We start from the raw sequence: 21,399 nt of genomic DNA on the forward strand, positions 1-21,399 counted from the left end.
GTTTTAAGGCGAATGGCGGCAGGTTTAACGGTTGCGGAGTTTTTTCAAGATCACCGGAATGAGGCTGGCAACCCCCAGCGCAAAGAACGCCGCCAGCAATTGTGGCGTAACCAGCGCAGCCACATCGACCTGACAGGTGCCGGAGGCAGCGCAGCCGGGATTGGCAGCTTCCTGCGCAGCAATGACACTGTCGAGGCCGGAACCGATGAAGGTGAAGGCAAAGGTGCCCGGAATGATGCCGATGAACGTGGCGAGTGTGTAAGACGGCAAGGGCATTGCAAATATGGCGGGTGCGATGTTGACCAGCCAGAAAGGGAACACGGGCGTCAGCCGCAGGAACAGAAGATAGTGGAACGCATCCTTGCGGAACCCTTCGGCCAGACGGGCCAGAAAGGGGCCGGCACGCTGGGTGAGCACTTCACCGAGGGAGGATCGTGCGACCAGAAAGACAGCACATGCGCCAATGGTTGCGCCCAGGACCGTTGCGAATCCGCCAAGTATCCAGCCGAAAAGAAAGCCACCCGCGATTGTCAGCAACGATGCGCCGGGAAACGACAGGGCAACGGCCAGCGTGTAGGCGGCCAGATAGACCAGAACGGCGAGCGCCAGGTTCTGGTCGACATAGCCGGCAAGTTCCTGCCGCTGCATGATGAGGTTGGACAAGGTAAGCTGCTTGTGCAGACCAAGGGCGAAGCCGATCACCATCAACACCGCGAGAACCGCCAGCGGAAGCCACGTCTTGAGCCTGTCGGCCCCTGTGCGCACCTGCGTCTTTCCGCCAGTCTGCCCCGTATCCTTAGGCGGCGTCATCCTGTTGGCCTCTTCACCCAGCATCCACGTTTCCATCAGCTCGTTTTTGTCGCAGGGGCGTCCCGCTTTTCTGATCTGATAGGCAGATGTACCTTAAACTGGGTAAAAAGAACTGTGCTTCACCGATAAGTGACGCTTGCCGCTTTGCGCTTCACCTGTGCGTGATCGAAAGGAAAACGCAGAATCTTAGGCCTGCAAAGTTGACTTGGGGCGGCATGGCCCGTATAAGCGCGCTCGACCGGGACATGCATTCGGACCCAAGGCTGTATAAGCCGCGCTCTTCATGGCGCTTCGAGTGCTTCCACCAAAGAATTTATAAAATGAACAAGGGCCGCGCTCTTAGTCGCGCGGGGAAGAACAATGAAGCGTACGTATCAACCGAGCCGTCTTGTCCGCAAGCGTCGCCACGGCTTCCGCGCACGTATGGCCACCAAGAATGGCCGTCAGGTGCTTGCTCGCCGCCGTGCAAAGGGTCGCAAGAGCCTCAGCGCCTAATCGGCGACCAGCCCGCAGTGCGCCGGGTTGGCGGCCACTGCCAACACCAATCCGCCGCTATGGACACTTTGAAAAAGCGCTCCGAATTCCTGGCGGTCGCCAAAGGCGGCCGGCTGGGCCGGCGCGCTTTTGTCGTTCAGGGCTTGAAACGCGACAGCGACGACGCGTCGCGGGTAGGCTACACGGTTACCAAGAAAACCGGCAATTCGGTCGTGCGCAGCCGCATAAAGCGGCGGCTTCGAGCCGCCGTGGCCGAACTCGTGCCTGAAGATATCCCGCAAAGAGCGGATTTCGTGCTTGTCGCCCGCGACAGTGCACTCACTCTTCCCTTTGAAAAAATCGTTGCAGACCTTAAGTCTGGCCTCAGCCAGGTGCTGGATCCGCAAACGCCGCGCGGACGGGGAAAGCCGCGCCGGCAGGGCTCGCAAGCCCAATCGACACAGCGCAGGAAACAGGGGTAAATCCAGTTGATTTCTGAAAACCGCAATACGATTCTCGCAATCGTTCTGTCCCTGATTGTTCTGCTCGGCTGGCAATACTTCGTTGCCGCGCCTCAGTTGGAACGCCAGCAGGCCGAACTTCAGGCGCAGCAGGAAGCCGCACAACAGACGGCAACCGACAGCGCGAACCCAAGCCAGCCGCAACCAACCGGAACGCAGGGCGCAAACACCGCCGCGCCGGTGGCTGGACAGCAGGCGGCCTTCGCCAACCGGGAGGCCGCCCTTGCCGCTTCCCAGCGCGTGACCATCGAAACGCCCAGTCTGGAAGGTTCCGTCAATCTGAAGGGCGGCCGTCTCGACGACATCCGGCTGAAGGACTATCACGAAACCGTCGACAAGAGCAGCCCGACCATCGTGCTGTTCTCCCCGTCCGGCAGCCCCAAGCCGTACTATGCGGATTACGGCTGGGTGGGTGACCCGGGCACGAACCTTGCCCTGCCCGGCCCCGATACGGTCTGGTCCGTTGACGGCGAGGCGACACTGACCCCGTCGACGCCTCTGACGCTGTCCTGGGACAATGGCGCCGGTCTCGTCTTCAAACGCACATTCTCCGTTGACGACAACTACATGTTCACCGTCAATCAGTCGGTTGAGAACACCGGCAGCGACGCGGTGACGCTTTATCCCTACGGCCTGATTGCCCGCAAGGGCATGCCGGAAACCAAGGGCATCTACATTCTCCATGAAGGTCTGCTTGGCGTGTTCGGCGAAGAAGGCCTGAAGGAAGTCGATTACGACGATCTGGTGGAAGAGAGCTCGATCCGGCCGGCCAAGGTCGACCAGGGCTGGCTTGGCATTACCGACAAGTATTGGGCCGCAACGCTGATCCCGACCCCCGGTCAGGAATTTCAGCCGGGCTTCAGCCATTCGGCCACCACCGACGTCTTCCAGGCAGACTATCTCGGCAACGGTGTGACCGTCGCAGGCGGTTCGACCGGTGAAACCAGTTCGTATCTATTTGCCGGAGCCAAGGAAACCAAACTTCTCGACGGATATGAAGAAGCGCTGAGCATCGAGCGGTTCGAACTTTTGATCGACTGGGGCTGGTTCTACTTCCTGACCAAGCCGATGTTCTTTGCCATCGACTATTTCTTCCACCTGTTCGGCAATTTCGGCGTCGCCATTCTGGTCGTCACCGTTATCGTCAAGCTGATCTTCTTCCCGCTGGCCAACAAGTCCTACGTCTCCATGAGCAAGATGAAGCTCGTGCAGCCGCAGATGACGGAAATTCGGGAGAAATATTCCGACGACCGGCAGAAGCAGCAACAGGCGCTGATGGAGCTCTACAAGAAAGAGAAGATCAATCCGCTTGCGGGCTGTCTGCCGATCGTTGTGCAGATCCCGGTGTTCTTCTCGCTCTACAAGGTGCTCTACGTCACCATTGAAATGCGGCATGCACCGTTTTTCGGCTGGATCCAGGATCTCTCGGCTCCGGACCCGACCACCCTCTTCAATCTGTTCGGCCTGATCCCCTGGGATCCGCCGCAGATGCTAATGCTGGGCGTCTGGCCGCTGATCATGGGTATCACCATGTTCATCCAGATGAAGATGAACCCGGCACCACCCGATCCGACCCAGCAGATGATCTTCACCTGGATGCCCGTGATCTTCACCTTCATGCTGGCCTCTTTCCCGGCCGGTCTGGTGATCTACTGGGCATGGAACAACACCCTGTCCGTGACGCAGCAATATGTGATCATGCGCCGTCAGGGAGCCAAGGTGGAGCTCTGGGACAATCTGGGAGCGCTCTTCAAGCGCAAGAAATCAGCTCCCGACGACAAGAGCTAGTCCCTCTGCAGTTGCCTGAAAACATTAAGCCCCGCCATCCGGCGGGGCTTATACATTGAGAGGCCGGTCATCGAATCTTCTTATGTTTTGATGATGCCCCCTGGCTTCCGTCGGCAGGACGTTGCCGACTTGGCCCCGCCCGCCTGTCGAATGAATGTTCGGTTTGGAAATGACCGGCAAGAATTCGCCATTTCACGACAAGATCCAGCGCTGACCATTTGAAGGCCCTTGCGAGCACAGTGACGGGCGTCACTCGCCATTTGGCCGCTCTCCCATCAAATTGTCTGTCAGAAACGCAACAGCTTACGCGGCCGGGTGCTCGCAGCCGAAAACGCCTGCTCAATATCCGGTGGCACAAGCAAGCCAGCCAACACCTGAAACAGAAACCGGCACACAGCAAAGCGTGCGCCTGAACCCTTTTGTGCGGCCGCAAGCACGGCCACATCGTGGAGAACGTGAACATGTACGCAGACTACAAAGCCTTCAAAGCAGCGGTTGAGCCTCACTGGCAGCGTTACTGGGACGACAACGCGTGGGTTCAAAGCTGGACCAACTGGCAGGATCCGGAAAAAATGGACCAGTTTTGCCAAGCTGCTTACAATCTGTACAAGGCTGCCGCAAATAACCGAATGCCATATACCTTGCTTGGCGGTACCGGTATCCGGATGTGCAAAAACCTGATCACAAACTTCGGTGTGACGGCTGCCAGCGGTATCCAGGAAGACGTAACCAAGAAGTATGTCCAGTTGGAACAAAGAGCCCGCAACGAGGAAAAAAAACTTGCGCAAACTGAAGCACACAAAAATATCGTCCCTCCCGTGCCCGTCACCGGAGGCGCCATCCTGAGTGAAAAGAAGTGGACACCCCTTCTCAACGATGCACTCATCATCGGTGCGATCACTGCCCACAAGACCTTCAGTCTGACGCTGGAAACTGCTGAGTCCGGCCTGTTTCGCCAGTGCGGGGAGGATGTGCTGGACGACGAGGTTCAGAAACTGCAGCAGGTGCTGCCGCATGTGACCGACCGGAGAGCTGCAGAGAACCTTGTAAAGGGAACCGTGGACTATCAAAAAAACCACTGGAAGGAGTTCATGAACCGGAACGCCGGCATGTTCTGGACGTTCGGACAGTACACGGACAGACGAACAAACAGGAAAGCATCATTCCAGAACCCGCGTGTGCTGGCGCGCGAACTGCTTGGCCTGGCGTTTTTCGGCTATCAGCCTGTGTTCGGAAAAGGTGAGCTGTATTTCAAGCCGCCGAAGGACAACGCCCCGGACCCGACGTTCCAGGCTTATGTGAAAGGGCTCAACGATATCGGATTTCACGAAGGCAATGTACAGACACGCATCAGGTTGATGTCGAAAATCTCTGAATTCCTGTTCAACGACTCGAGAGCAGTCCAAATGCCGCAGGACAGGACTTATGGCGAAAGGCGTGTCGACGCGCGGGTTCGCATTCCCACCTGAACGCAACTCCAGAAACCGGCACCACCTGTCTAGTCCGCTTTCGACGCGGCTCTCGATCACCCCGAAGACCTCCACTCAAGCGGGTCTTTTGGAGTTGTCGCCTACCAGACAACCCGCAGCCCCCTACGTGAGAAACGCAGGAAAGTGCCGTCTTCAGGCCTTGTTTCCATCATGACAGTGCCTGTTTTTCCCGACACGGTCCGAACCATATTTCCGGAGGTGTCCCTTGCGCGTTCTCAAAGTCCTTTCCGCCCTCGTCCTGCTTCTCACCGCTGCTGCCCTGATTTACGGATTTATCGGCTATCACGATGCACGATCAGATGCCCCACGCCTGTCGGCCAGGGCTGACAACCTCATCGCAGGCGGCCGTAGCGGGGTCGATCTCGGGCCAAAGCAACTGGCGAAACTGCTCCTGGTGGAGGACCCAGGCTTCGTGGAACATTCCGGCGTCGATGTTTCCAGCGCCGGTGGTGGCCTCACGACGATTACCCAGTCGCTTGCCAAACGCGTCGGTTTCGAAACCTTCAAACCCGGCATCGCGAAGATCCGGCAGACCGGATACGCGATCGGGCTGGAACATGAGCTTTCCAAGGATCAGATACTGGCGCTTTGGCTCGACACCCTGGAAATGGGTCCCGGGCCTGACGGCTGGATGACAGGGTTCTTCAAGGCCAGCAATACCATCTACGGCAAACCTCCGGCAGACCTTTCCGACAAGGAATTCCTCTCCCTTGTCGCGGTGCTCATCGCCCCTTCCACGTATCGTCTTGGAGAGGACGATCCGAAACTTGAAGACCGTGTTGCCCGTATCGAACGCATGGTTGCCGGCAGTTGCAACCCGCTGGGCAATGGCGATGTCTGGCTGGAAGGCTGCCGGAAGGACTAGGGCGTGGCCACATGAGGGAAGACGAAATGGGTTCCACCTTGACCAGTGCCGGAACCTCGTGTTTTATCCCTCACCTTGGCGCGAAGATCTCGCGTCATTCAATCGATCCCATATTGGAGTGCCTGGACCAATGATCCAGTAAAGCAAGACCTGTTCCGCAAGGCGAAGCCGCTCTCCGGCAGGTCAACCGCGTCCGACACGCGTTTTCCTCTTCCCTTGTTTTCTTGCTTTCAAGGAGGCTCCATGCACGGCCCTTCTCCCGATACGATCCATCCGTTCAACGGCGAACCGCACACGGTTTTTCTAAAGAACCTCGTTACCCGACCGACGATCGAGATCGGCGACTTCACCTATTACAATGATGAACGACATGCAGCGGAGTTCGAGAACCGCAACGTGCGCTATCATTTCGACTTTCTCGGGGACCGGCTGAAGATCGGAAAGTTCTGCGCACTCGCGCAGGGAACAACCTTCATCATGAGCGGCGCCAACCACGCGATGACCGGGTTTTCGACCTACCCGTTCAACATCTTTCACAATGGCTGGGAACAGGGCTTCGATCCGGCGACCATTTTCGATCACCTGAAGGGTGATACGATTGTCGGGCATGATGTCTGGTTCGGAACCAATGCAACGGTCATGCCCGGCGTCACCATCTGTTCGGGGGCTATCATCGGTGCGCATGCGGTCGTTGCGTCCGACGTGCCGCCCTATGCGGTGGTGGTCGGAAATCCTGGACGGGTCGTGAAACTCCGGTTCGATGAAGCGACCATCGAACGGCTGCTTGAAATCGCCTGGTGGAATTGGCCCGTCGAAACGATTTCCCGGAACCTCGATGCAATCCGCGGTGCGGATATCGATGCGCTTGAGTCTGTCGCAACAGAGTTGAGCGTTGAGCGCGATACGGCACGCCAAAACTAGTGACGGTTGCTTTCAGGCAGGGTAGAAGGCGCTTATGAGCGAAGACCAAAAATATTCCGATGAAGACCTTGAAGCCGGCCGGCTGATGTTCTGCCGGCCGTGGGACTTTCTGACCAGCGTCACCGACATGGCCAATCTGCCCGAGGCAGCCGGCGCGGAGATCGCCTTTGCAGGCCGGTCGAATGTCGGCAAGTCCAGCCTGATCAACTCGCTGACAGGGCGCAAGGATCTGGCTCGCACTTCGGCAACGCCGGGCCGGACGCAAATGCTGAACTTCTTCATAGCGCCCGAGACGCCGCTGACAATCGTCGACATGCCCGGTTACGGTTATGCTCAGGCGCCCAAGGAACTGGTGGAAGCCTGGACCCAGCTGGTGTTTTCCTATCTGCGCGGACGGCCGAACCTGCGCCGGGTGATCCTTCTGATCGACAGCCGCCACGGCATCAAGAAGAACGATCTGGAAGCGATGGATCTGCTCGACAAGGCAGCCGTCGTCTATCAGGTCGTCCTGACCAAGGCCGACAAGATCAAGCCGCCGCAGCTCGTTCGCCTGATCGAGGAAACCCAGGCGATCCTGCGCAAGCGTGTGGCCGCCCATCCGGAAATCCTGGCCACATCTTCTGAAAAGAACCGCGGCGTCGACGAACTGCGGGCGGAGCTGTTTCTTCTGGCCACCCAATGACCCGTCTCTCCTGCGCCGATTGTGAAGCCACTTCAAACCGGCTATAGCAGGGGGCTTTCGCGAGACTTTTTTTCCAGCCACGGTGAGTATTTCAGTTCCATGACCACGCCTGACACCGCCACACGCGCCAACATCATTGCCCATGCCCTGCCCTACATGCAGCGCTACGACAACAAGACGGTTGTCGTGAAATACGGCGGCCATGCCATGGGCGATCCGGAACTCGGCCAGGCCTTCGCGCGCGACATCACGCTGCTGCGCCAGTCCGGTGTCAATCCGGTGGTGGTGCATGGCGGCGGGCCGCAGATCGGCAAGATGCTGCAGCGGCTGAACATCGTCAGCGAGTTCAAGGGCGGCCTGCGCGTCACCGACAGGGCGACGGTGGAAGTGGTCGAGATGGTTCTTGCCGGGTCGATCAACAAGGAAATCGTCCAGTTGATCAATGCCGAAGGCGGCCGTGCGGTTGGCCTGTGCGGCAAGGACGGCAACCTTGTGACCGCCCGCAAGCTGACCCGTACTGTGGTCGACCCGGACAGCAACATCGAAAGCGTTCTCGATCTCGGCTTCGTCGGCGAACCGGACAAGGTCGACCCGACGGTTCTGAAGCTGGTGCTGAAGGAAGACATCATACCGGTTGTCGCCCCCGTCGCGCCTGGCGAAGACGGCGAAACCTACAACATCAACGCCGACACCGCCGCCGGTGCCATTGCGGGATCTCTTAACGCCAAACGGCTCTTGTTCCTGACGGACGTGCCCGGCGTTCTGGACAAGGAAGGTAACCTGATCAAACAGCTCACGGTTGCCAAGGCGCATGAGCTGATTGCCGACGGTACCATTTCCGGCGGTATGATCCCGAAGGTCGAAACCTGCATCGAGGCGCTGGAGCGTGGTGTCGAAGGCGTGGTCATCCTGAACGGCAAGGTGCCGCATGCGGTGCTGCTGGAACTCTTCACCGACGGTGGCGCAGGGACGTTGATCCGCCCGTGACCGGAAAACGCCCCCTGCCCCATGAGGGCCCGCAGGCTCATCGCCGCGATCTGAGGATCTTCAAAGGCGTTGAGGCCTGGGTCTTCGATCTGGACAATACGCTTTATCCGCACGAGAGCGATCTGTTCCCGCAGATCAACGAACAGATCTCGCGCTATGTGCAGAAGACCCTGAACCTGCCGCCCGACGAGGCGATGGCGCATCAGAAGGAACTCTATCACGAGTTCGGCACGACCCTGCGCGGCCTGATGAGCAATCACGATATCGACCCGGACGACTACCTGCGTTTCGTCCACGATATCGATTATTCGACCCTGAAACCCGATCCGGAGCTTGCCGCCGCGATCGAGGCCCTGCCGGGGCGGAAATTCATCTTCACCAACGGCGACCGCCCGCATGCGGAACGCACGGCAGCCGCGCTTGGCATCGCGGATCACTTCGAGGACATCTTCGACATCGTCTCGGCGGATCTGGTGCCCAAGCCCAACAAGGTCACCTACGAACGGTTTCTGACACATACGGGCGTCGCCCCGGCGCGCGCCGCCATGTTCGAGGATCTGGCCAAGAACCTGACTGTGCCGCACGCCCTCGGCATGTGCACGACGCTGATCCTGCCGACCGGCACACGCGAGGTGTTCGAAGAGACCTGGGACATGGAAGGCGAACCCTATCCGCATGTGGATTTCGTCACCGATGAGCTGACAGGGTTCCTGAAGGCCGTGCTCGGCGCCATCGGCTAACGCTCAACCGCACAGCAAACCCTCATATTCCCAATAACTGTGAAACTGCTGCACAGTTCCTGCACATCGCCCGATGCATAGAAGACCTGCCGGACCGGATACGGACCGGCCAGTTTCTTCAGCAGAGGCGTCACATGTTACCCACCGGGCTAGTCCAACCGCTCCAATCCCCTGCCCGTCCCGGCTCCGGAACGGAAAGGCTCATCAACCGCCTTCTGCATGGGCTGCGTCCGGTCTTGGGAACCGGCCTCTTCGGCCTGGCTGCGACGGAGTTTCTCGCCTTTGGCCTGAAGCAGGCCTATGCCTGCATCTTCGGCGGCCTGCTGCTCGCGATTATCCTTCTGACGCGGTTCGTCTATCCAGATGATGTCGCTCTCACCCGCTACGATTTCCTGTTTCTTGCTGCCGTTGGTCTTCAGATCGCGATGCTTACCACGCGTCTGGAAACGCTGGACGAAGCCAGGATCATCCTGATCTTTCACGTGGTCGGCACGGTCATGGAAATCTTCAAGACATCCGCCGGGTCCTGGGTCTATCCTGAGGAAAGCCTCTTCCGCATCGGTGGCGTGCCCCTGTTCACCGGGTTCATGTATGCCTCCGTCGGCAGCTATCTGGCCCGGGTCTCCCGGATATTCCACTTCGCCTACACCGGCTATCCGCCCTTTTGGACCACATGGCTGTTTGCGCTCGCGATCTATGTGAACTTCTTCAGCCACCATTTCATCATCGATCTGCGGCTTGGTCTGTTTGCCCTGCTTTTTCTGCTCTATGGGCGCACCTGGGTTCATTATTCGGTGTTCCGCTACCGCCACAAGATGCCTTTGGTGCTCGGCTTCTTCCTGGTTGCCCTGTTCATCTGGATTGCGGAGAATATCGGCACCTTCGCCCGCGCCTGGCAGTATCCGGACCAGGCCGACGCCTGGACCTTGGTCTCCATTGCAAAGTTGAATGCCTGGGTGCTCCTGATGATCATTTCCTTCGTGCTGGTCACGCTCGTGAACAGGCCGAAACGGGAAAGTTCCGCCGAAAAGACCTGATCCATCTCGACAGGGTCTGCGGGCTTCATTATTGAAGTATGTTCAACCTTCCGGAGATCGATCATGGCGTCCCTGCGCGCGCTTCACGCCTTTTCCCTGCTGGCTCGTCATGGACGCGCATCGCTTGCGGCGGAAAAGCTCGGCGTTTCGCCGTCGGCCTTATCCCACCTGATGCGCAAGCTGGAAAACGAGCTGGGTGCGACCCTTGTCAACCGGGACGGGCGCGGTCTTACCCTCACCGAAGAGGGCCAGCGGCTGGCGCTGAGCATGGGGGATGCCTTTGACCGGATAGAAGAAGCGGTCGACAGCTTCCGCCGGCGCGGACGCACGGAATTGAGGATCAGCACAGTATCCACCTTTGCCACCCGCTGGCTGATCCCGCGGCTGCCTCAGTTCCAGGCGAACCAACCGGATGTGGAGCTGCTGTTGTCCGCCTCCACCCGGATGGTCGACCTCGACCGCGAGAACTACGACTGCGCGATACGGCTGGGCACCGGCAACTGGCCAAGTGTCGAAAGCCACCTCTTGTGGAAGGAACACCTGGCGGTGGCGATGGCACCGGGCCTGCTTCGCGGGAAAGATGCCGCAGATACCTCCGTCCTGAGTGGCCTCAGGCTTCTGCACAGCGCCTCCCGGCGCGGCGACTGGACGCGATGGCTGGAGGAGAGCGGGCTGAGCCACTCGGACACGAAATCAGGAACCGTGCTGCAGAGCCGGGATCTCGCCATCCAGGCCGCCATTGCAGGCATGGGCGCGATCGTGATCGACAGGCGCTTCGTTTCCCAGGAACTGGACGCGGGCCATCTGATCATGCCGGACTGGAACCTGGTTGAGCTGGAGACCGGATACTGGTTCGTGCGCTCGCCTGCCCGCACGCTGACCCGGCCTGTCGCCGCGTTCCGGGACTGGCTGCAAACCACTGCGTGAAGACCGGAAATGGCAGCGCACGCTTGCGTTCCCCTTCCAAAAGGCCCCATTGTTTGCACGGGCTGCCGGATTTCCATTCAAGGAATGGTCTGATGCAGCTCTCCATGGGGGATACTTTGGGGGAAGTATTATGCGTAAGGGGCTTTTGAGCGCCGTCTTGTTGGCGTTCTCTTTCGTTTATTTTGCTGGTGCCACAGCACCGGCATCCGCGGAAACGCTGCACTGGCGGTTTGAAAGCAAACATCCGAACATTGTCGATGTAGAGCTTTATTCCGACACCCGGCGCGGACATGTCTGGCCGGGCAACAAGAAGATCTACGTGCTCGACGATTTTTCGACAAAGACGATCAACATCTCGTGCCAGCGCGGCGAGAGGGTTTGCTACGGCGCCTGGGTGCGCAATCGCAGCAATCTTTACTGGGGCGTCGGCTACAAGAACCGCAACCGCTGTTCAAGCTGCTGCTACACCTGCAACGGCGGCCAGACCAAGGTGATCGTGCTCAATCCGTGAGGGACGAAACAGCAACGGCCGGGTGTGATGCCCGGCCGTTCGTCTTGATGGCGGAATTCCGACGATCAGACGCTTTCCAGAGCGATCGCGATACCCTGACCGACGCCGATGCACATGGTGGCAAGCGCCCGTTTGGCACCGCGAAGCTGCATTTCCAGAGCCGCCGTGCCGGCAATACGCGCACCTGACATGCCGAGCGGATGGCCAAGCGCGATGGCACCGCCGTTCGGATTGACATGGTCCGCATCCACGGCAATTCCGAGCTGGCGCAGCACTGCGATGCCCTGGCTTGCGAAGGCTTCATTCAGTTCGACAACGTCGAAATCGGTTGGCTTGATGCCGAGCCGCTCGCACAGCTTCTTGGTTGCCGGTGCCGGGCCAATGCCCATGATGCGCGGTTCGACACCTGCCGTTGCGCCGCCGGAAATGCGGGCAATTGGCGTCAGGCCGTATTTGCGGGCAGCGGCTTCAGAGGCAACGATCAGCGCGGCTGCACCGTCGTTCACGCCAGACGCGTTGCCAGCGGTGACGCTGCCGCCTTCGCGGAAGGGCGCGCGCAGTTTTGCCAGAGCTTCCAGCGAGGTTGCCCGCGGATGCTCGTCCTTGTCGACGACTACGGGATCACCCTTGCGCTGGGGAATGGTCACCGGCGTGATTTCCCGCGCCAGACGACCATTTTCCTGAGCTGCCGCTGCCTTCTCCTGCGAGCGCAGGGCAAAGGCGTCCTGGTCTTCGCGGGAGACGTTATAATCTTCGGCAACGTTCTCGCCGGTCTCCGGCATGGAATCGATGCCGTATTGCTTCTTCATCAAAGGATTGACGAAGCGCCAGCCGATGGTGGTGTCAAAAATCTCGTTCTGACGCGAGAAAGCGGTTTCCGCCTTCGGCATGACGAACGGTGCGCGGGACATGGATTCCACGCCGCCGGCAATCGCCAGTTCCATTTCACCGGCCTTGATGGCCCGGGCGGCGCTGATGACCGCATCCATGCCCGAACCGCACAGGCGGTTCAAGGTGGTGCCGGGCACGGTCTCCGGCAGCCCGGCAAGCAGCAGGCTCATGCGCGCCACGTTGCGGTTGTCTTCACCAGCCTGGTTGGCGCAGCCGAAAAACACTTCCTCGACCGCTGCCCAATCCATGTTCTGATGACGCTCCATCAGTGCCTTCAGCGGAATGGCGCCAAGGTCATCGGCACGGACAGAGGACAGCGCCCCGCCAAAGCGGCCGATGGGCGTACGGATATAATCGCAAATAAAGGCTTCAGCCATTTTATACCTCGGGAACAACAAGATCGGCGACAGCGCCGGGAACAAGAAGCTCTGCGCCGGTGACCGCCTGAAGATCTTCAAGCGAGAGGCCGGGCAGTTTTTCACGCAGCACAAAGCGGCCGTTCTCGATATCGATCACCGCCAGGCTGGTGTAGACACGGGTCACACAGCCGACACCGGTGAGCGGCAGCGAGCAGCGCTTGACCAGTTTCGGCTGGCCGTTCTTGGTGACGTGGTCGGTGATAACGGCAACCCGCTTGGCACCATGCACGAGATCCATCGCCCCGCCGACCGCCGGAACGCCCTTCGGGCCGGTCGACCAGTTGGCAAGGTCGCCATTTTCGGCAACTTCATAAGCGCCCAGGATGGCCACATCCAGATGACCGCCGCGCACCATGGCGAAACTGTCGGCATGGTGGAAGAAGGCGGCACCCGGCTTCAGCGTGACGGCTTTCTTGCCGGCGTTGATCAGATCCCAGTCTTCCGAGCCCGCTTCAGGCGCCTGGCCGAAGCCGAGAAGCCCGTTCTCGGTGTGAAAGATCGCTTCCCGGCCCTCAGGCTGAAACTGGGCGACCTTCTCGGGAAAGCCAATGCCGAGGTTCACATAGGCGCCATCGGCAATATCCTGTGCCGCGCGCCAGGCGATCTGGTTGTTTGACAGTTTTTCCATCTCAGGCCTCCAGCGGATAGGCGGCATTGGCGCGGTTGAGGTCTTCTTCCTGCAGCGGATTGGCGACCTCAACGACCTTTTGAACGAAGATACCCGGCGTGACCACGACTTCTGGGTCGATCCGGCCGGCATCGACAATCCGGCTGGCCTGCACGATGGCTTCTGCCGCGGCCATGCACATCAGCGGATTGAAATTCCGGGCCGCCATCCGGTAGGTCAGATTGCCGAAGGTATCAGCCGTTTCGGCCTTAACCAGCGCAACGTCGGCCTTCAGCCAGCGTTCCTGCACATACATGCGGCCGTCGAATTCGGCGACCGGCTTGTCCTTTGCCAGATCCGTTCCGTAAGAGGAGGGCGTGTAAAAGGCGGGAATGCCCGCACCGCCCGCGCGGATCCTTTCCGCCAGCGTGCCCTGGGGGACCAGTTCCAGCTCGATACCGCCTGCCAGGTACATCTCGGTGAAGACCACCGGATCGGCAGAGCGCGGGAAGGAGCAGATCAGCTTGCGCACCATGCCCGCCTCGATGAGCGCGGCCAGGCCCACATGACCGTTGCCGGCGTTGTTGTTGATGACGACGAGGTCCTTCGGATGCCCCGTCTCGTGATAGCGGTCAATCAGCGCATGGATCAGCTCGATGGGAGATCCGGAACCGCCGAAGCCGCCGATCATCACCGTCATGCCGTCCTCGATCCCCGCCACGGCGGTGGCAAGGTCGGAAACCGTCTTGTCCATCATTGTCTCCTTCTCGGGCATCACCCTAAGCGGCCGGCGCTTGCAAGAAGACAGGATGTCTCCTGAACTCTGGGCCAGCCCGCCCACAGGCTTTGCAGTGCTCAAGGAGATAGCGACGGCAGGTGTCTTTCGTCCAACTGATTTGTGCGATATGCTGTATTTGTTTACATATCGCACAAATCGACACCACATGAGACGGCACACATGATTGCGGAACGGGACATCATGGGCGGTCTGGCCAAGGGGTTGCAGGTTATCGAGACCTTTACCGCCGACCGGCCCCGTCAATCGATCACCGAGGTCGCGAACGCGTCCGGTCTCGATCGGGCAACCTCCCGTCGGTGCCTGCTGACACTGGCGCATCTGGGATATGCCGACTGGGACGGCAAGTTCTTCACCCTGACGCCGCAGGTGCTGCGGCTGGGGACCGCCTGTCTTGCCACCATGCCCCTGCCCCGTGTTGTACAGCCTCTGCTCGATCGCCTGTCGGAACAGATCGGCGAAAGCTCGTCGGTGTCGATCCTCGACGGCGACGAGATCGTTTATGTGGCCCGCGCCGCCCGAACGAAAGTCATGTCGATTGCCCTGATGCCGGGCTCCCGGCTGCCGGCCCATTGCTCGTCCATGGGCCGCGTCATGCTGGCCGCCCTGCCAGAGAGTGAGGCCAAGGCGCGGCTGGAGGCCATGACCCTGACAGCGCTGACACCAAAGACCCTCACAAATGTGGACGCCATTCTGGCCGAACTCGCGAGCATCCGGAGCCAGGGGTTCGCCATGATCGATCAGGAGGTCGAACCCGGACTGTGCTCCATCGCTGTTCCGGTTCAAAATTCCCACGGCCACACGATTGCCGCGCTCAATGTCGGGTATGCCAGCACGTCCGCCGCTCCGGAAACGGCAAAAACAAAGTTCCTGCCCGCCCTCCTCAAGATCCAGTCAGAATTGCGCCCGCTGCTGACGTGAGGTGCATTTAAGAGTGGGTCAGGTACTCGTGCCTGCGAAACCTCTATCTCCCGGCCGCACTGCCCCTAAGGTTGGCACATCCCCTTCTCCCTCGCCCTCTCCGTCGTCATCCCGGACGCAGCGCAGCGAAGATCCGGGATCGGAGAGCCGAGGTCTTTCCAGTAGAGGACAATGCAGCACTGTCTGTGGCTCTCCGATCCCGGCTCGCGCTTCGCTTGGCCGGGATGACGATGGAGACTTTGTCAAATTGGGGAAGCAGTGCTTTCTCAAGCCAATGACCGGGCCTTTTGTTCTGCGCCGTGCGTGCCCCCTTCCTTCGCGCCCGTGATCACCTGCAGCATTGGGGCCAGCTCCGGGTGGCGAAACCTGAAACCTGCGGCGACCAGTTTTGCCGGCACCACACGCTGGCCGGCCAGCATCGTCTCCCGGCCCATGTCGCCGAGTGCCGTCGACAGAAGCCAGGCAGGCAGGCGCACGAATACCGGTCGGTGAAGCGCCTTGGCCAGAGCCTTGGTGAAGTCTGCATTTCGGACCGGCACAGGTGCCGTGGCGTTGACGGCGCCGGTCAGGGTTTCATCGGCCACCGCACGGGCAATGATGCGGACGAGATCGTCCCGCTCGATCCACGACATCCACTGACGACCGGAACCCATCGCGCCGCCGCCGCCAAATTCGAACGGCGTCAGCAGCTTTGCCAGAATGCCGCCCTCGACACCCAGGACAAGGCCGATCCGCAACAGCACGACACGCACACCGTCCTGCTCCAGCGGGCGAGCGGCCTGCTCCCAGCGCGCGCAGACGTCATGAACGAAGGCGGGCTTGAATGAGGCCTCTTCGGTCAGGGTTTCATCATCGTGCAGACCGTACCAGCCGATGGCCGAACCGTTGATCAGGCAGGCCGGCTTGTTGTCGAGACGCCCGACCAGAGCCTTTAGCGCTTCGGTCATTTCAACGCGTGAGTTGATGATCCGGGCACGTTTTCGGCTCGTCCACAATCCGTTCGCGATCGGATCTCCAGCCAGATTGACGATGGCATCGATACGGTCGGCGTTGTGGATCTGGTCAAGACAGGTGATCAAACGGACAGGATGAGCCAAGCCCTCCCCCTTGCGAAGATCGCGGGTCAAAACCGTGACGAAATGGCCGCCTCTCACCAGTGCTTCCACCAGCCGCTGACCGATAAAGCCGGTGCCGCCCGTGACGAGGATGTGCAGACGCGGCGGCAAGGCCGCAACCAGACCTGCCGGATCAGCGCCGCCAAGTCTGTCGCTGCGCGCGGCCGCAAACAGATCACGCGCGCTGAACAGTCCGACACCCAGTGCCGAAACGGTGGAAAGCACACTCCACCAGCCATAGCTGACGGGGATCAGCGCGCTTGGCAGGAACGACCATTGCCACAGCACCGGCGCGGCCAGAGCCAGGATGGCGCCATAGTTCAAGGCCAGCAGCGTGTGATTGATCCGCTCGGTCCAGGGCAGCTTGCGGGTCATGTCTTCCTCGACAAAATCCCAGAGCGTGATCAGCACCTCGGCGACAAGGATAGCGGTCAACAACATGGTGTAGACCCCATGCGGTTCCAGCCAGCCGAAACAGAGGAAGATCACTGCGTAGAAGAAATTTCGCACGCCGTGCAGCCGCAACTCGGTTTTCTGCGACGGACGCCAAGCCAGGCGCTCGCTGCCTTCGTGGTGCACAAGCGTATCGAATGCGCCCATGAATATCTGGATGGAGATCAACGTCCAGAGAACGGGATTGTCCATGATCAAGTCTCCATGTCGTGAAAGAGCGCGTCCTGGCGAACCAGTTCGCCGAAAACGCGGCTCTTGAGGGAAAGGGTGAACAGGAAGCGGTCCTCGCCAAGATCCCGGTGCGTGATTGTCAGCGCTCCGGGACGGAGCCAGGCGGGCAGCCGCAGCCGCCACCCACCGGCTTGCAGAAAATAGTGATCGCTTTCGAAACTGAGACCGTCTGCGAGGGCATTCACCCGCAGCGCCATGCCGATCCCTGCGCCGATGTATTCCTCAATGCCGGTTGGGCCTTCGAACCGCTTGGAACTGTGGATCACCTGCGGAAAGCCCGAGGCGCGGCCGTATTGGCGGGTCCAGAACTGGCCGTCGCTGGAGATATCCTCGGTGACGGAAACAACGGCTGGCTGGTTGAGAGAGGATCTGTCGTAGGGAAGCGGACCACCGACAAGCCGCGCGAGGTGCGCCAGAATGTTTCCGGCAAGGTTCAGTCGCATGGTTATCACCAGCCCCTGATAGACGACGCTTGCCCCGCCGCTCAGGCGTTTACCGAACCGGCGGCGGACAGCAGCAGGCAGGCGGTGCCAGGCGGCTTCTCCCAGGAGATCGCGGAAACGTCGGTCGCCAGCTTCGGGCTGCTCTACAGTGGCGCTTGCGTTTCGCATTTCCAATCCCTCCTGTTATGTCGGTTATTTCTGTATAAAGAGAAATTACTTTTCAAAATTTTTTGGACTTATGCCGGGCGGCAAGCCGGCAGGCGTCTCACCCTATCCGTATGTCGCTGACCGCGGCTCCCGCCTTATCTGTCCTGACAAGGTGGAGGCTGAACGCACGAATGGCCCAGCCCTCGTTCCTCAGCCCTTCTTGCCGCCGATCTTGAGCAGCGAGAGAACCTTGTCGCCCATCTTCATCAAGCTGGCGAGTTTCGACTTCGGCACACTCAACATCTGCTCGGACCAGCGGTCAGCCGTCGTCAGAAACTGATGCATCTCCTGCATTCGCTCCAGCGCGACGGGGTGAAGTGTCTTCTCCTTTTCCGCCTGGCGCACACAGACATCAATCGCGCGGATTGCCGGGTCGATCTCCCGTTCCTTGCGGCCTTTTGCAATCAGCAGTGCCATTTCCCAAACGTCTGTCTCGGCCACGAAATGCTCCCGGCGATCCCCTGCGACAGGCACTCGCTGGATCAGCCGCCATCCAACCAGTTCCTTCAGGGAGTTGGAGACATTGGACCGCGCAATGCCCAGTTCCTCGGAAATCTGCTCCGCATTCATCGGCTCCGGGCTCAGGAACAGCAGCGCATGGATCTGCGCCACCGAACGGTTGACGCTCCACTGGCTGCCCATGTCGCCCCAATAGAGGATGAACTTCTCTTTTGCCGAAGGATCGGATTTGTCGGTAATTTCTGTCATGACAGAAATTTGTGACGAAAATCAGCTGATGTCAATGACGAAGTTCTTCAGTGGGTGAGGCGAATTTCAAAAATGGGCAAGATCGCCGGTCAGCGCCCGCTTGCACGAGGCTCAAGATCGGTATGGTGCCCACCGGACGCGCCAGGACCAAGGCCTGATAGAGAGTTATCCCCCCGAGCTTGTGCGTGGACCTTTTCCTCTGTCCGGACCGGGAAAACATCCTCCAATACGGCCAGACGGTCGAGAATGGCTTCCCGTTTGGCTTCAAGATCGGCGGTGAGCCGGTCGATGTGCTCGAGCTTTTTCAGGAGCTGCGGAATACCGCCCTCGCAAGGGCCGGCCCCTTCGTCGGAAAGACATGCGGCCATCGCACGAACTTCGCGCGTTGAAAAACCCGTGGCAATGAAATCGCGGATCCGGGCGGCCCGGCGAAGGTCCACGGCGCTGTAGCTGCGATAGCCGTTTTCCGAACGGCGAGCTTCCATCAGGCCCGACTTTTCATAGTGGCGCAGCATCCGTTCCGTAATGCCAAGCCGTTCGGCTGCTTCCTTGATCTGCATGTCTACCCCTTTCATCGCCGGTCTAGCACCTTGACGCTAGTGTCAGGGTCAATCCCTGTTTTTTCAGGAACGCTCGGACCAGATCCTCAGGTGGCGAAGGACACCCTCCGCATCAAGAGGAGGGTGCCACTGATTTGGTGTTTGACCGGAGACCTTCAAATGCCCTGGCCGCGGAGCGACCAGCCACCATCAATCGTGATCACCTGTGCGGTCAGCCACTCGTTATCAGAACTGCCGAGCCGCAGGATCCATGGAACTAGATCGGAGGTCAGTCCGCGCCGCCCCAGAGGAACCTGTGCTGCTTCGGTTTCCTCGATGGTTTGCGCGACTTCCGGCGGCAGACCCATCATGCCCGTGAGCGCGCCGCTCTTCACAGGGCCGGGAGAGACGGCATTCACCCGTACTCCGTCCCCGGCCAGCTCAATGGCCCAGGAGCGTGTCAGATGCCCAAGCGCCGCCTTGGTGGCCGCATAATGCGCCAGGCCCGGCGCCGCATTCTGAGAGACTGCGGTTCCGATGTTGACGACCGCCCCCTTGCTGTCCCGCAAGGCCGATTGGGCTTCCTTCAACAGAAGGGACGGCGCAACGATGTTCACCGCACAGATTTGCGAGAGCGTCTCGGCATCATAGGCCTCGATAGGCAGCGGTCTGCCCGCGCCTGCATTGTTGACGACAAGGTCCAGACGACCCCATCGGCCCATTGCCGCCTCGACGGCACGTCGGCTGCCGGCCGGATCGGCGCTGTCGGCTTGCACGGCCTCGATCGCCGCACTTTTGCCTGCAACACCGGCAAGCTTTGCAGCATCACGCCCCGTGATGACCACATTCGCGCCCTGCCCGGTCAATGCCAACGCGGTGGCCTCTCCGATCCCAGAACTTCCGCCTGTCACGATGGCGACCTTGCCCTGCCAGTTTGTTCGTTCATTCATCTTGGCTTGCTTTCCTGAAATAATGCCTGCGCAATGCGCGCCAAGCCGGTGTTAGCCGGTTGACGTTAGTGTCAGGGTCAAGCCCGATTTTTTAAAGAAGCCCCGCCTCAGGCCAGGTGCTGCTGGGCGCTGAGGCCACCGTCGACCGTCAGGAATGCGGCGTTCATGAAGAGGCATTCGTCGGAAGCGTATCAAAATGAAGATCACCAAATTCACGACCTATATCGTGCCGCCGCGCTGGCTGTTCCTGAAGATAGAGACCGATGAGGGCGTCACCGGCTGGGGCGAACCCGTCGTCGAAGGCCGCACCCTGACCACGGAAGCGGCCGTGCATGAACTTGCCGACTATCTGATCGGCAAGGATCCCTTCCTGATCGAAGACCATTGGACGGTGCTTTATCGCGGCGGTTTCTACAGGGGCGGCGCCATTCACATGAGCGCCCTTGCCGGGATCGATCAGGCCTTGTGGGACATCAAGGGAAAGGCCCTCGGGCAACCGGTTCACTCTCTCCTCGGCGGGCAGGTGCGCGACAGGATCAAGGTCTATTCCTGGATCGGAGGCGACAGGCCTTCCGAGCTTGCGGACAATGCCAGACAGGTGGTTGAGCGCGGATTCAAGGCGCTGAAAATGAACGGCTGCGCCGAGTTGCAGATCGTCGACAGCAATACGCGGCTGAACAAAGCGGTGGAGGCTATCGCGAGCGTGCGCGAGGCCGTTGGTCCAGACATCGGCATTGCGGTGGACTTCCACGGGCGGGTGCACAAGCCCATGGCCAAGGTGCTGGCCCGGGAACTCGACCCGTACAAGCTGATGTTCATCGAAGAGCCGGTGCTTTCGGAGAACCGGGAAGCTCTTCGGGACATCGTCAATCACACATCGACACCGATTGCCCTCGGCGAGAGGCTCTATTCCCGCTGGGACTTCAAGTCGGTTCTGTCCGACGGCTATGTGGACATCATCCAGCCGGATCTGTCTCACGCGGGCGGGATCACGGAATGCCGCAAGATCGCCGCCATGGCCGAGGCCTATGACGTTGCTCTGGCGCCCCATTGCCCGCTTGGGCCCATTGCCCTTGCGGCCTGTCTTCAGCTCGATGCGGTGTCCTACAATGCCTTCATTCAGGAACAGAGCCTCGGCATCCACTACAACCAGTCCAACGACCTGCTGGACTACATCACCAATGCAGAAGTCTTCGCCTATGCGGACGGTTTTGCCGCCATCCCCCAGGGGCCAGGTCTTGGTGTCGAGGTGAACGAGGCGTATGTCATCGAGCGCGCCAGGGAAGGTCATCGCTGGCGCAGCCCGATCTGGCGTCACGAAGACGGAAGCCTCGCCGAGTGGTGATCTGAGCGGCCTTCAACGAAT

23 protein-coding genes are annotated in these 21,399 nt (G+C 60.0%); 14 read left to right on the forward strand and 9 right to left on the reverse strand.

Annotation, left to right across the window (positions count from 1 at the left end):
• Nucleotides 1-24 precede the first annotated feature (24 nt).
• The gene (locus tag V1T76_RS03710; protein WP_330559254.1) at nucleotides 25-834 is read right to left on the reverse strand and encodes a TVP38/TMEM64 family protein; all 810 of its coding nucleotides are present in this window, start codon (nucleotides 832-834) and stop codon (nucleotides 25-27) included.
• A gap of 336 nt (nucleotides 835-1,170) precedes the next feature.
• Here V1T76_RS03710 and rpmH point away from each other — a divergent pair, with 336 nt between their 5' ends.
• The 12 genes from rpmH (at nucleotide 1,171) to V1T76_RS03770 (ending at nucleotide 11,753) form a co-directional block, all read left to right on the forward strand.
• Entirely contained in the window at nucleotides 1,171-1,305 is a 135-nt protein-coding gene (gene rpmH / locus V1T76_RS03715; RefSeq protein ID WP_006934271.1) for a 50S ribosomal protein L34, read from the forward strand.
• Nucleotides 1,306-1,364: 59 nt separating this feature from the next.
• Entirely contained in the window at nucleotides 1,365-1,766 is a 402-nt protein-coding gene (gene rnpA, locus V1T76_RS03720) for a ribonuclease P protein component (protein WP_006934270.1), read from the forward strand.
• Nucleotides 1,767-1,772: 6 nt separating this feature from the next.
• Nucleotides 1,773-3,593 (forward strand): membrane protein insertase YidC, encoded by a 1,821-nt coding sequence (gene yidC / locus V1T76_RS03725; protein ID WP_330559256.1) that lies wholly within the window; start codon nucleotides 1,773-1,775, stop codon nucleotides 3,591-3,593.
• 461 nt (nucleotides 3,594-4,054) lie between these two features.
• Nucleotides 4,055-5,062: a hypothetical protein gene (locus V1T76_RS03730; protein ID WP_330559258.1), complete on the forward strand. Its 1,008-nt coding sequence runs from the start codon at nucleotides 4,055-4,057 to the stop codon at nucleotides 5,060-5,062.
• A 226-nt stretch (nucleotides 5,063-5,288) separates the two neighbouring features.
• The gene (locus V1T76_RS03735) at nucleotides 5,289-5,948 is read left to right on the forward strand and encodes a transglycosylase domain-containing protein (RefSeq protein ID WP_330559259.1); all 660 of its coding nucleotides are present in this window, start codon (nucleotides 5,289-5,291) and stop codon (nucleotides 5,946-5,948) included.
• Between the two features lie 243 nt (nucleotides 5,949-6,191).
• Nucleotides 6,192-6,869, forward strand: coding sequence for a CatB-related O-acetyltransferase (locus V1T76_RS03740; protein ID WP_330559260.1), 678 nt, complete (start codon nucleotides 6,192-6,194; stop codon nucleotides 6,867-6,869).
• A gap of 34 nt (nucleotides 6,870-6,903) precedes the next feature.
• Nucleotides 6,904-7,551, forward strand: coding sequence for a ribosome biogenesis GTP-binding protein YihA/YsxC (gene yihA, locus V1T76_RS03745; RefSeq protein ID WP_330559261.1), 648 nt, complete (start codon nucleotides 6,904-6,906; stop codon nucleotides 7,549-7,551).
• Between the two features lie 99 nt (nucleotides 7,552-7,650).
• Nucleotides 7,651-8,538: an acetylglutamate kinase gene (argB, locus tag V1T76_RS03750; RefSeq protein WP_006934251.1), complete on the forward strand. Its 888-nt coding sequence runs from the start codon at nucleotides 7,651-7,653 to the stop codon at nucleotides 8,536-8,538.
• A complete protein-coding gene (locus V1T76_RS03755; RefSeq protein WP_330559262.1) occupies nucleotides 8,535-9,278 on the forward strand; it encodes a pyrimidine 5'-nucleotidase in 744 nt (247 codons plus the stop codon). Before argB ends, V1T76_RS03755 begins: the two co-directional genes overlap by 4 nt.
• A gap of 134 nt (nucleotides 9,279-9,412) precedes the next feature.
• A complete protein-coding gene (locus V1T76_RS03760; RefSeq protein ID WP_330559263.1) occupies nucleotides 9,413-10,315 on the forward strand; it encodes a DUF817 domain-containing protein in 903 nt (300 codons plus the stop codon).
• 63 nt (nucleotides 10,316-10,378) lie between these two features.
• Nucleotides 10,379-11,242, forward strand: coding sequence for a LysR substrate-binding domain-containing protein (locus V1T76_RS03765; RefSeq protein WP_330559264.1), 864 nt, complete (start codon nucleotides 10,379-10,381; stop codon nucleotides 11,240-11,242).
• Between the two features lie 130 nt (nucleotides 11,243-11,372).
• Entirely contained in the window at nucleotides 11,373-11,753 is a 381-nt protein-coding gene (locus tag V1T76_RS03770) for a hypothetical protein (RefSeq protein ID WP_330559265.1), read from the forward strand.
• A gap of 65 nt (nucleotides 11,754-11,818) precedes the next feature.
• Here V1T76_RS03770 and pcaF read toward each other — a convergent pair whose 3' ends face one another.
• From pcaF to V1T76_RS03785, 3 genes are read right to left on the reverse strand one after another with little or no spacing between them, the layout of a single operon-like run.
• Nucleotides 11,819-13,021: a 3-oxoadipyl-CoA thiolase gene (pcaF, locus tag V1T76_RS03775; RefSeq protein WP_330559266.1), complete on the reverse strand. Its 1,203-nt coding sequence runs from the start codon at nucleotides 13,019-13,021 to the stop codon at nucleotides 11,819-11,821.
• Nucleotide 13,022: 1 nt separating this feature from the next.
• Nucleotides 13,023-13,691 carry a 3-oxoacid CoA-transferase subunit B gene (locus tag V1T76_RS03780; protein ID WP_330559267.1) on the reverse strand — a complete coding sequence of 223 codons (669 nt, stop codon included), beginning with the start codon at nucleotides 13,689-13,691 and terminating at the stop codon, nucleotides 13,023-13,025.
• Nucleotide 13,692: 1 nt separating this feature from the next.
• A complete protein-coding gene (locus V1T76_RS03785) occupies nucleotides 13,693-14,424 on the reverse strand; it encodes a 3-oxoacid CoA-transferase subunit A (protein ID WP_330559419.1) in 732 nt (243 codons plus the stop codon).
• 204 nt (nucleotides 14,425-14,628) lie between these two features.
• Here V1T76_RS03785 and V1T76_RS03790 point away from each other — a divergent pair, with 204 nt between their 5' ends.
• Nucleotides 14,629-15,387: an IclR family transcriptional regulator domain-containing protein gene (locus tag V1T76_RS03790; protein ID WP_330559269.1), complete on the forward strand. Its 759-nt coding sequence runs from the start codon at nucleotides 14,629-14,631 to the stop codon at nucleotides 15,385-15,387.
• Between the two features lie 266 nt (nucleotides 15,388-15,653).
• On the opposite strand, the gene V1T76_RS03795 is transcribed toward V1T76_RS03790, so the two are convergent.
• From V1T76_RS03795 to V1T76_RS03815, 5 genes are all read right to left on the reverse strand, one after another.
• The gene (locus tag V1T76_RS03795; protein ID WP_330559270.1) at nucleotides 15,654-17,147 is read right to left on the reverse strand and encodes a TIGR01777 family oxidoreductase; all 1,494 of its coding nucleotides are present in this window, start codon (nucleotides 17,145-17,147) and stop codon (nucleotides 15,654-15,656) included.
• 2 nt (nucleotides 17,148-17,149) lie between these two features.
• A complete protein-coding gene (locus V1T76_RS03800; RefSeq protein ID WP_330559271.1) occupies nucleotides 17,150-17,797 on the reverse strand; it encodes a DUF4166 domain-containing protein in 648 nt (215 codons plus the stop codon).
• Nucleotides 17,798-17,986: 189 nt separating this feature from the next.
• A complete protein-coding gene (locus V1T76_RS03805) occupies nucleotides 17,987-18,544 on the reverse strand; it encodes a GbsR/MarR family transcriptional regulator (protein WP_330559272.1) in 558 nt (185 codons plus the stop codon).
• An 89-nt stretch (nucleotides 18,545-18,633) separates the two neighbouring features.
• Nucleotides 18,634-19,119 carry a MerR family transcriptional regulator gene (locus V1T76_RS03810; protein WP_330559273.1) on the reverse strand — a complete coding sequence of 162 codons (486 nt, stop codon included), beginning with the start codon at nucleotides 19,117-19,119 and terminating at the stop codon, nucleotides 18,634-18,636.
• A 140-nt stretch (nucleotides 19,120-19,259) separates the two neighbouring features.
• Complete coding sequence (locus V1T76_RS03815; protein ID WP_330559275.1) at nucleotides 19,260-20,033, reverse strand: SDR family NAD(P)-dependent oxidoreductase; 774 nt, start codon at nucleotides 20,031-20,033, stop codon at nucleotides 19,260-19,262.
• Nucleotides 20,034-20,229: 196 nt separating this feature from the next.
• Here V1T76_RS03815 and dgoD point away from each other — a divergent pair, with 196 nt between their 5' ends.
• A complete protein-coding gene (dgoD, locus tag V1T76_RS03820; protein ID WP_330559276.1) occupies nucleotides 20,230-21,378 on the forward strand; it encodes a galactonate dehydratase in 1,149 nt (382 codons plus the stop codon).
• Nucleotides 21,379-21,399: the final 21 nt, after the last annotated feature.

Source organism: Roseibium sp. FZY0029 (genome assembly GCF_036350355.1).
In the GTDB taxonomy this organism is placed as follows: domain Bacteria; phylum Pseudomonadota; class Alphaproteobacteria; order Rhizobiales; family Stappiaceae; genus Roseibium.

What these genes read in the sequence shown, in the direction of transcription:
- V1T76_RS03795 (WP_330559270.1), bottom strand. Translation starts at nt 17,147, where the DNA reads ATGGACAATCCCGTTCTCTGGACGTTGATCTCCATCCAGATATTCATG.
- yihA (WP_330559261.1), top strand. Translation starts at nt 6,904, where the DNA reads ATGAGCGAAGACCAAAAATATTCCGATGAAGACCTTGAAGCCGGCCGG.
- dgoD (WP_330559276.1), top strand. Translation starts at nt 20,230, where the DNA reads ATGAAGATCACCAAATTCACGACCTATATCGTGCCGCCGCGCTGGCTG.
- V1T76_RS03815 (WP_330559275.1), bottom strand. Translation starts at nt 20,033, where the DNA reads ATGAATGAACGAACAAACTGGCAGGGCAAGGTCGCCATCGTGACAGGC.
- V1T76_RS03710 (WP_330559254.1), bottom strand. Translation starts at nt 834, where the DNA reads ATGCTGGGTGAAGAGGCCAACAGGATGACGCCGCCTAAGGATACGGGG.
- V1T76_RS03760 (WP_330559263.1), top strand. Translation starts at nt 9,413, where the DNA reads ATGTTACCCACCGGGCTAGTCCAACCGCTCCAATCCCCTGCCCGTCCC.
- V1T76_RS03805 (WP_330559272.1), bottom strand. Translation starts at nt 18,544, where the DNA reads ATGACAGAAATTACCGACAAATCCGATCCTTCGGCAAAAGAGAAGTTC.
- pcaF (WP_330559266.1), bottom strand. Translation starts at nt 13,021, where the DNA reads ATGGCTGAAGCCTTTATTTGCGATTATATCCGTACGCCCATCGGCCGC.
- V1T76_RS03790 (WP_330559269.1), top strand. Translation starts at nt 14,629, where the DNA reads ATGATTGCGGAACGGGACATCATGGGCGGTCTGGCCAAGGGGTTGCAG.
- argB (WP_006934251.1), top strand. Translation starts at nt 7,651, where the DNA reads ATGACCACGCCTGACACCGCCACACGCGCCAACATCATTGCCCATGCC.
- V1T76_RS03770 (WP_330559265.1), top strand. Translation starts at nt 11,373, where the DNA reads ATGCGTAAGGGGCTTTTGAGCGCCGTCTTGTTGGCGTTCTCTTTCGTT.
- V1T76_RS03740 (WP_330559260.1), top strand. Translation starts at nt 6,192, where the DNA reads ATGCACGGCCCTTCTCCCGATACGATCCATCCGTTCAACGGCGAACCG.
- V1T76_RS03780 (WP_330559267.1), bottom strand. Translation starts at nt 13,691, where the DNA reads ATGGAAAAACTGTCAAACAACCAGATCGCCTGGCGCGCGGCACAGGAT.
- V1T76_RS03785 (WP_330559419.1), bottom strand. Translation starts at nt 14,424, where the DNA reads ATGGACAAGACGGTTTCCGACCTTGCCACCGCCGTGGCGGGGATCGAG.
- V1T76_RS03765 (WP_330559264.1), top strand. Translation starts at nt 10,379, where the DNA reads ATGGCGTCCCTGCGCGCGCTTCACGCCTTTTCCCTGCTGGCTCGTCAT.
- V1T76_RS03810 (WP_330559273.1), bottom strand. Translation starts at nt 19,119, where the DNA reads ATGAAAGGGGTAGACATGCAGATCAAGGAAGCAGCCGAACGGCTTGGC.
- rnpA (WP_006934270.1), top strand. Translation starts at nt 1,365, where the DNA reads ATGGACACTTTGAAAAAGCGCTCCGAATTCCTGGCGGTCGCCAAAGGC.
- V1T76_RS03730 (WP_330559258.1), top strand. Translation starts at nt 4,055, where the DNA reads ATGTACGCAGACTACAAAGCCTTCAAAGCAGCGGTTGAGCCTCACTGG.
- V1T76_RS03800 (WP_330559271.1), bottom strand. Translation starts at nt 17,797, where the DNA reads ATGCGAAACGCAAGCGCCACTGTAGAGCAGCCCGAAGCTGGCGACCGA.
- rpmH (WP_006934271.1), top strand. Translation starts at nt 1,171, where the DNA reads ATGAAGCGTACGTATCAACCGAGCCGTCTTGTCCGCAAGCGTCGCCAC.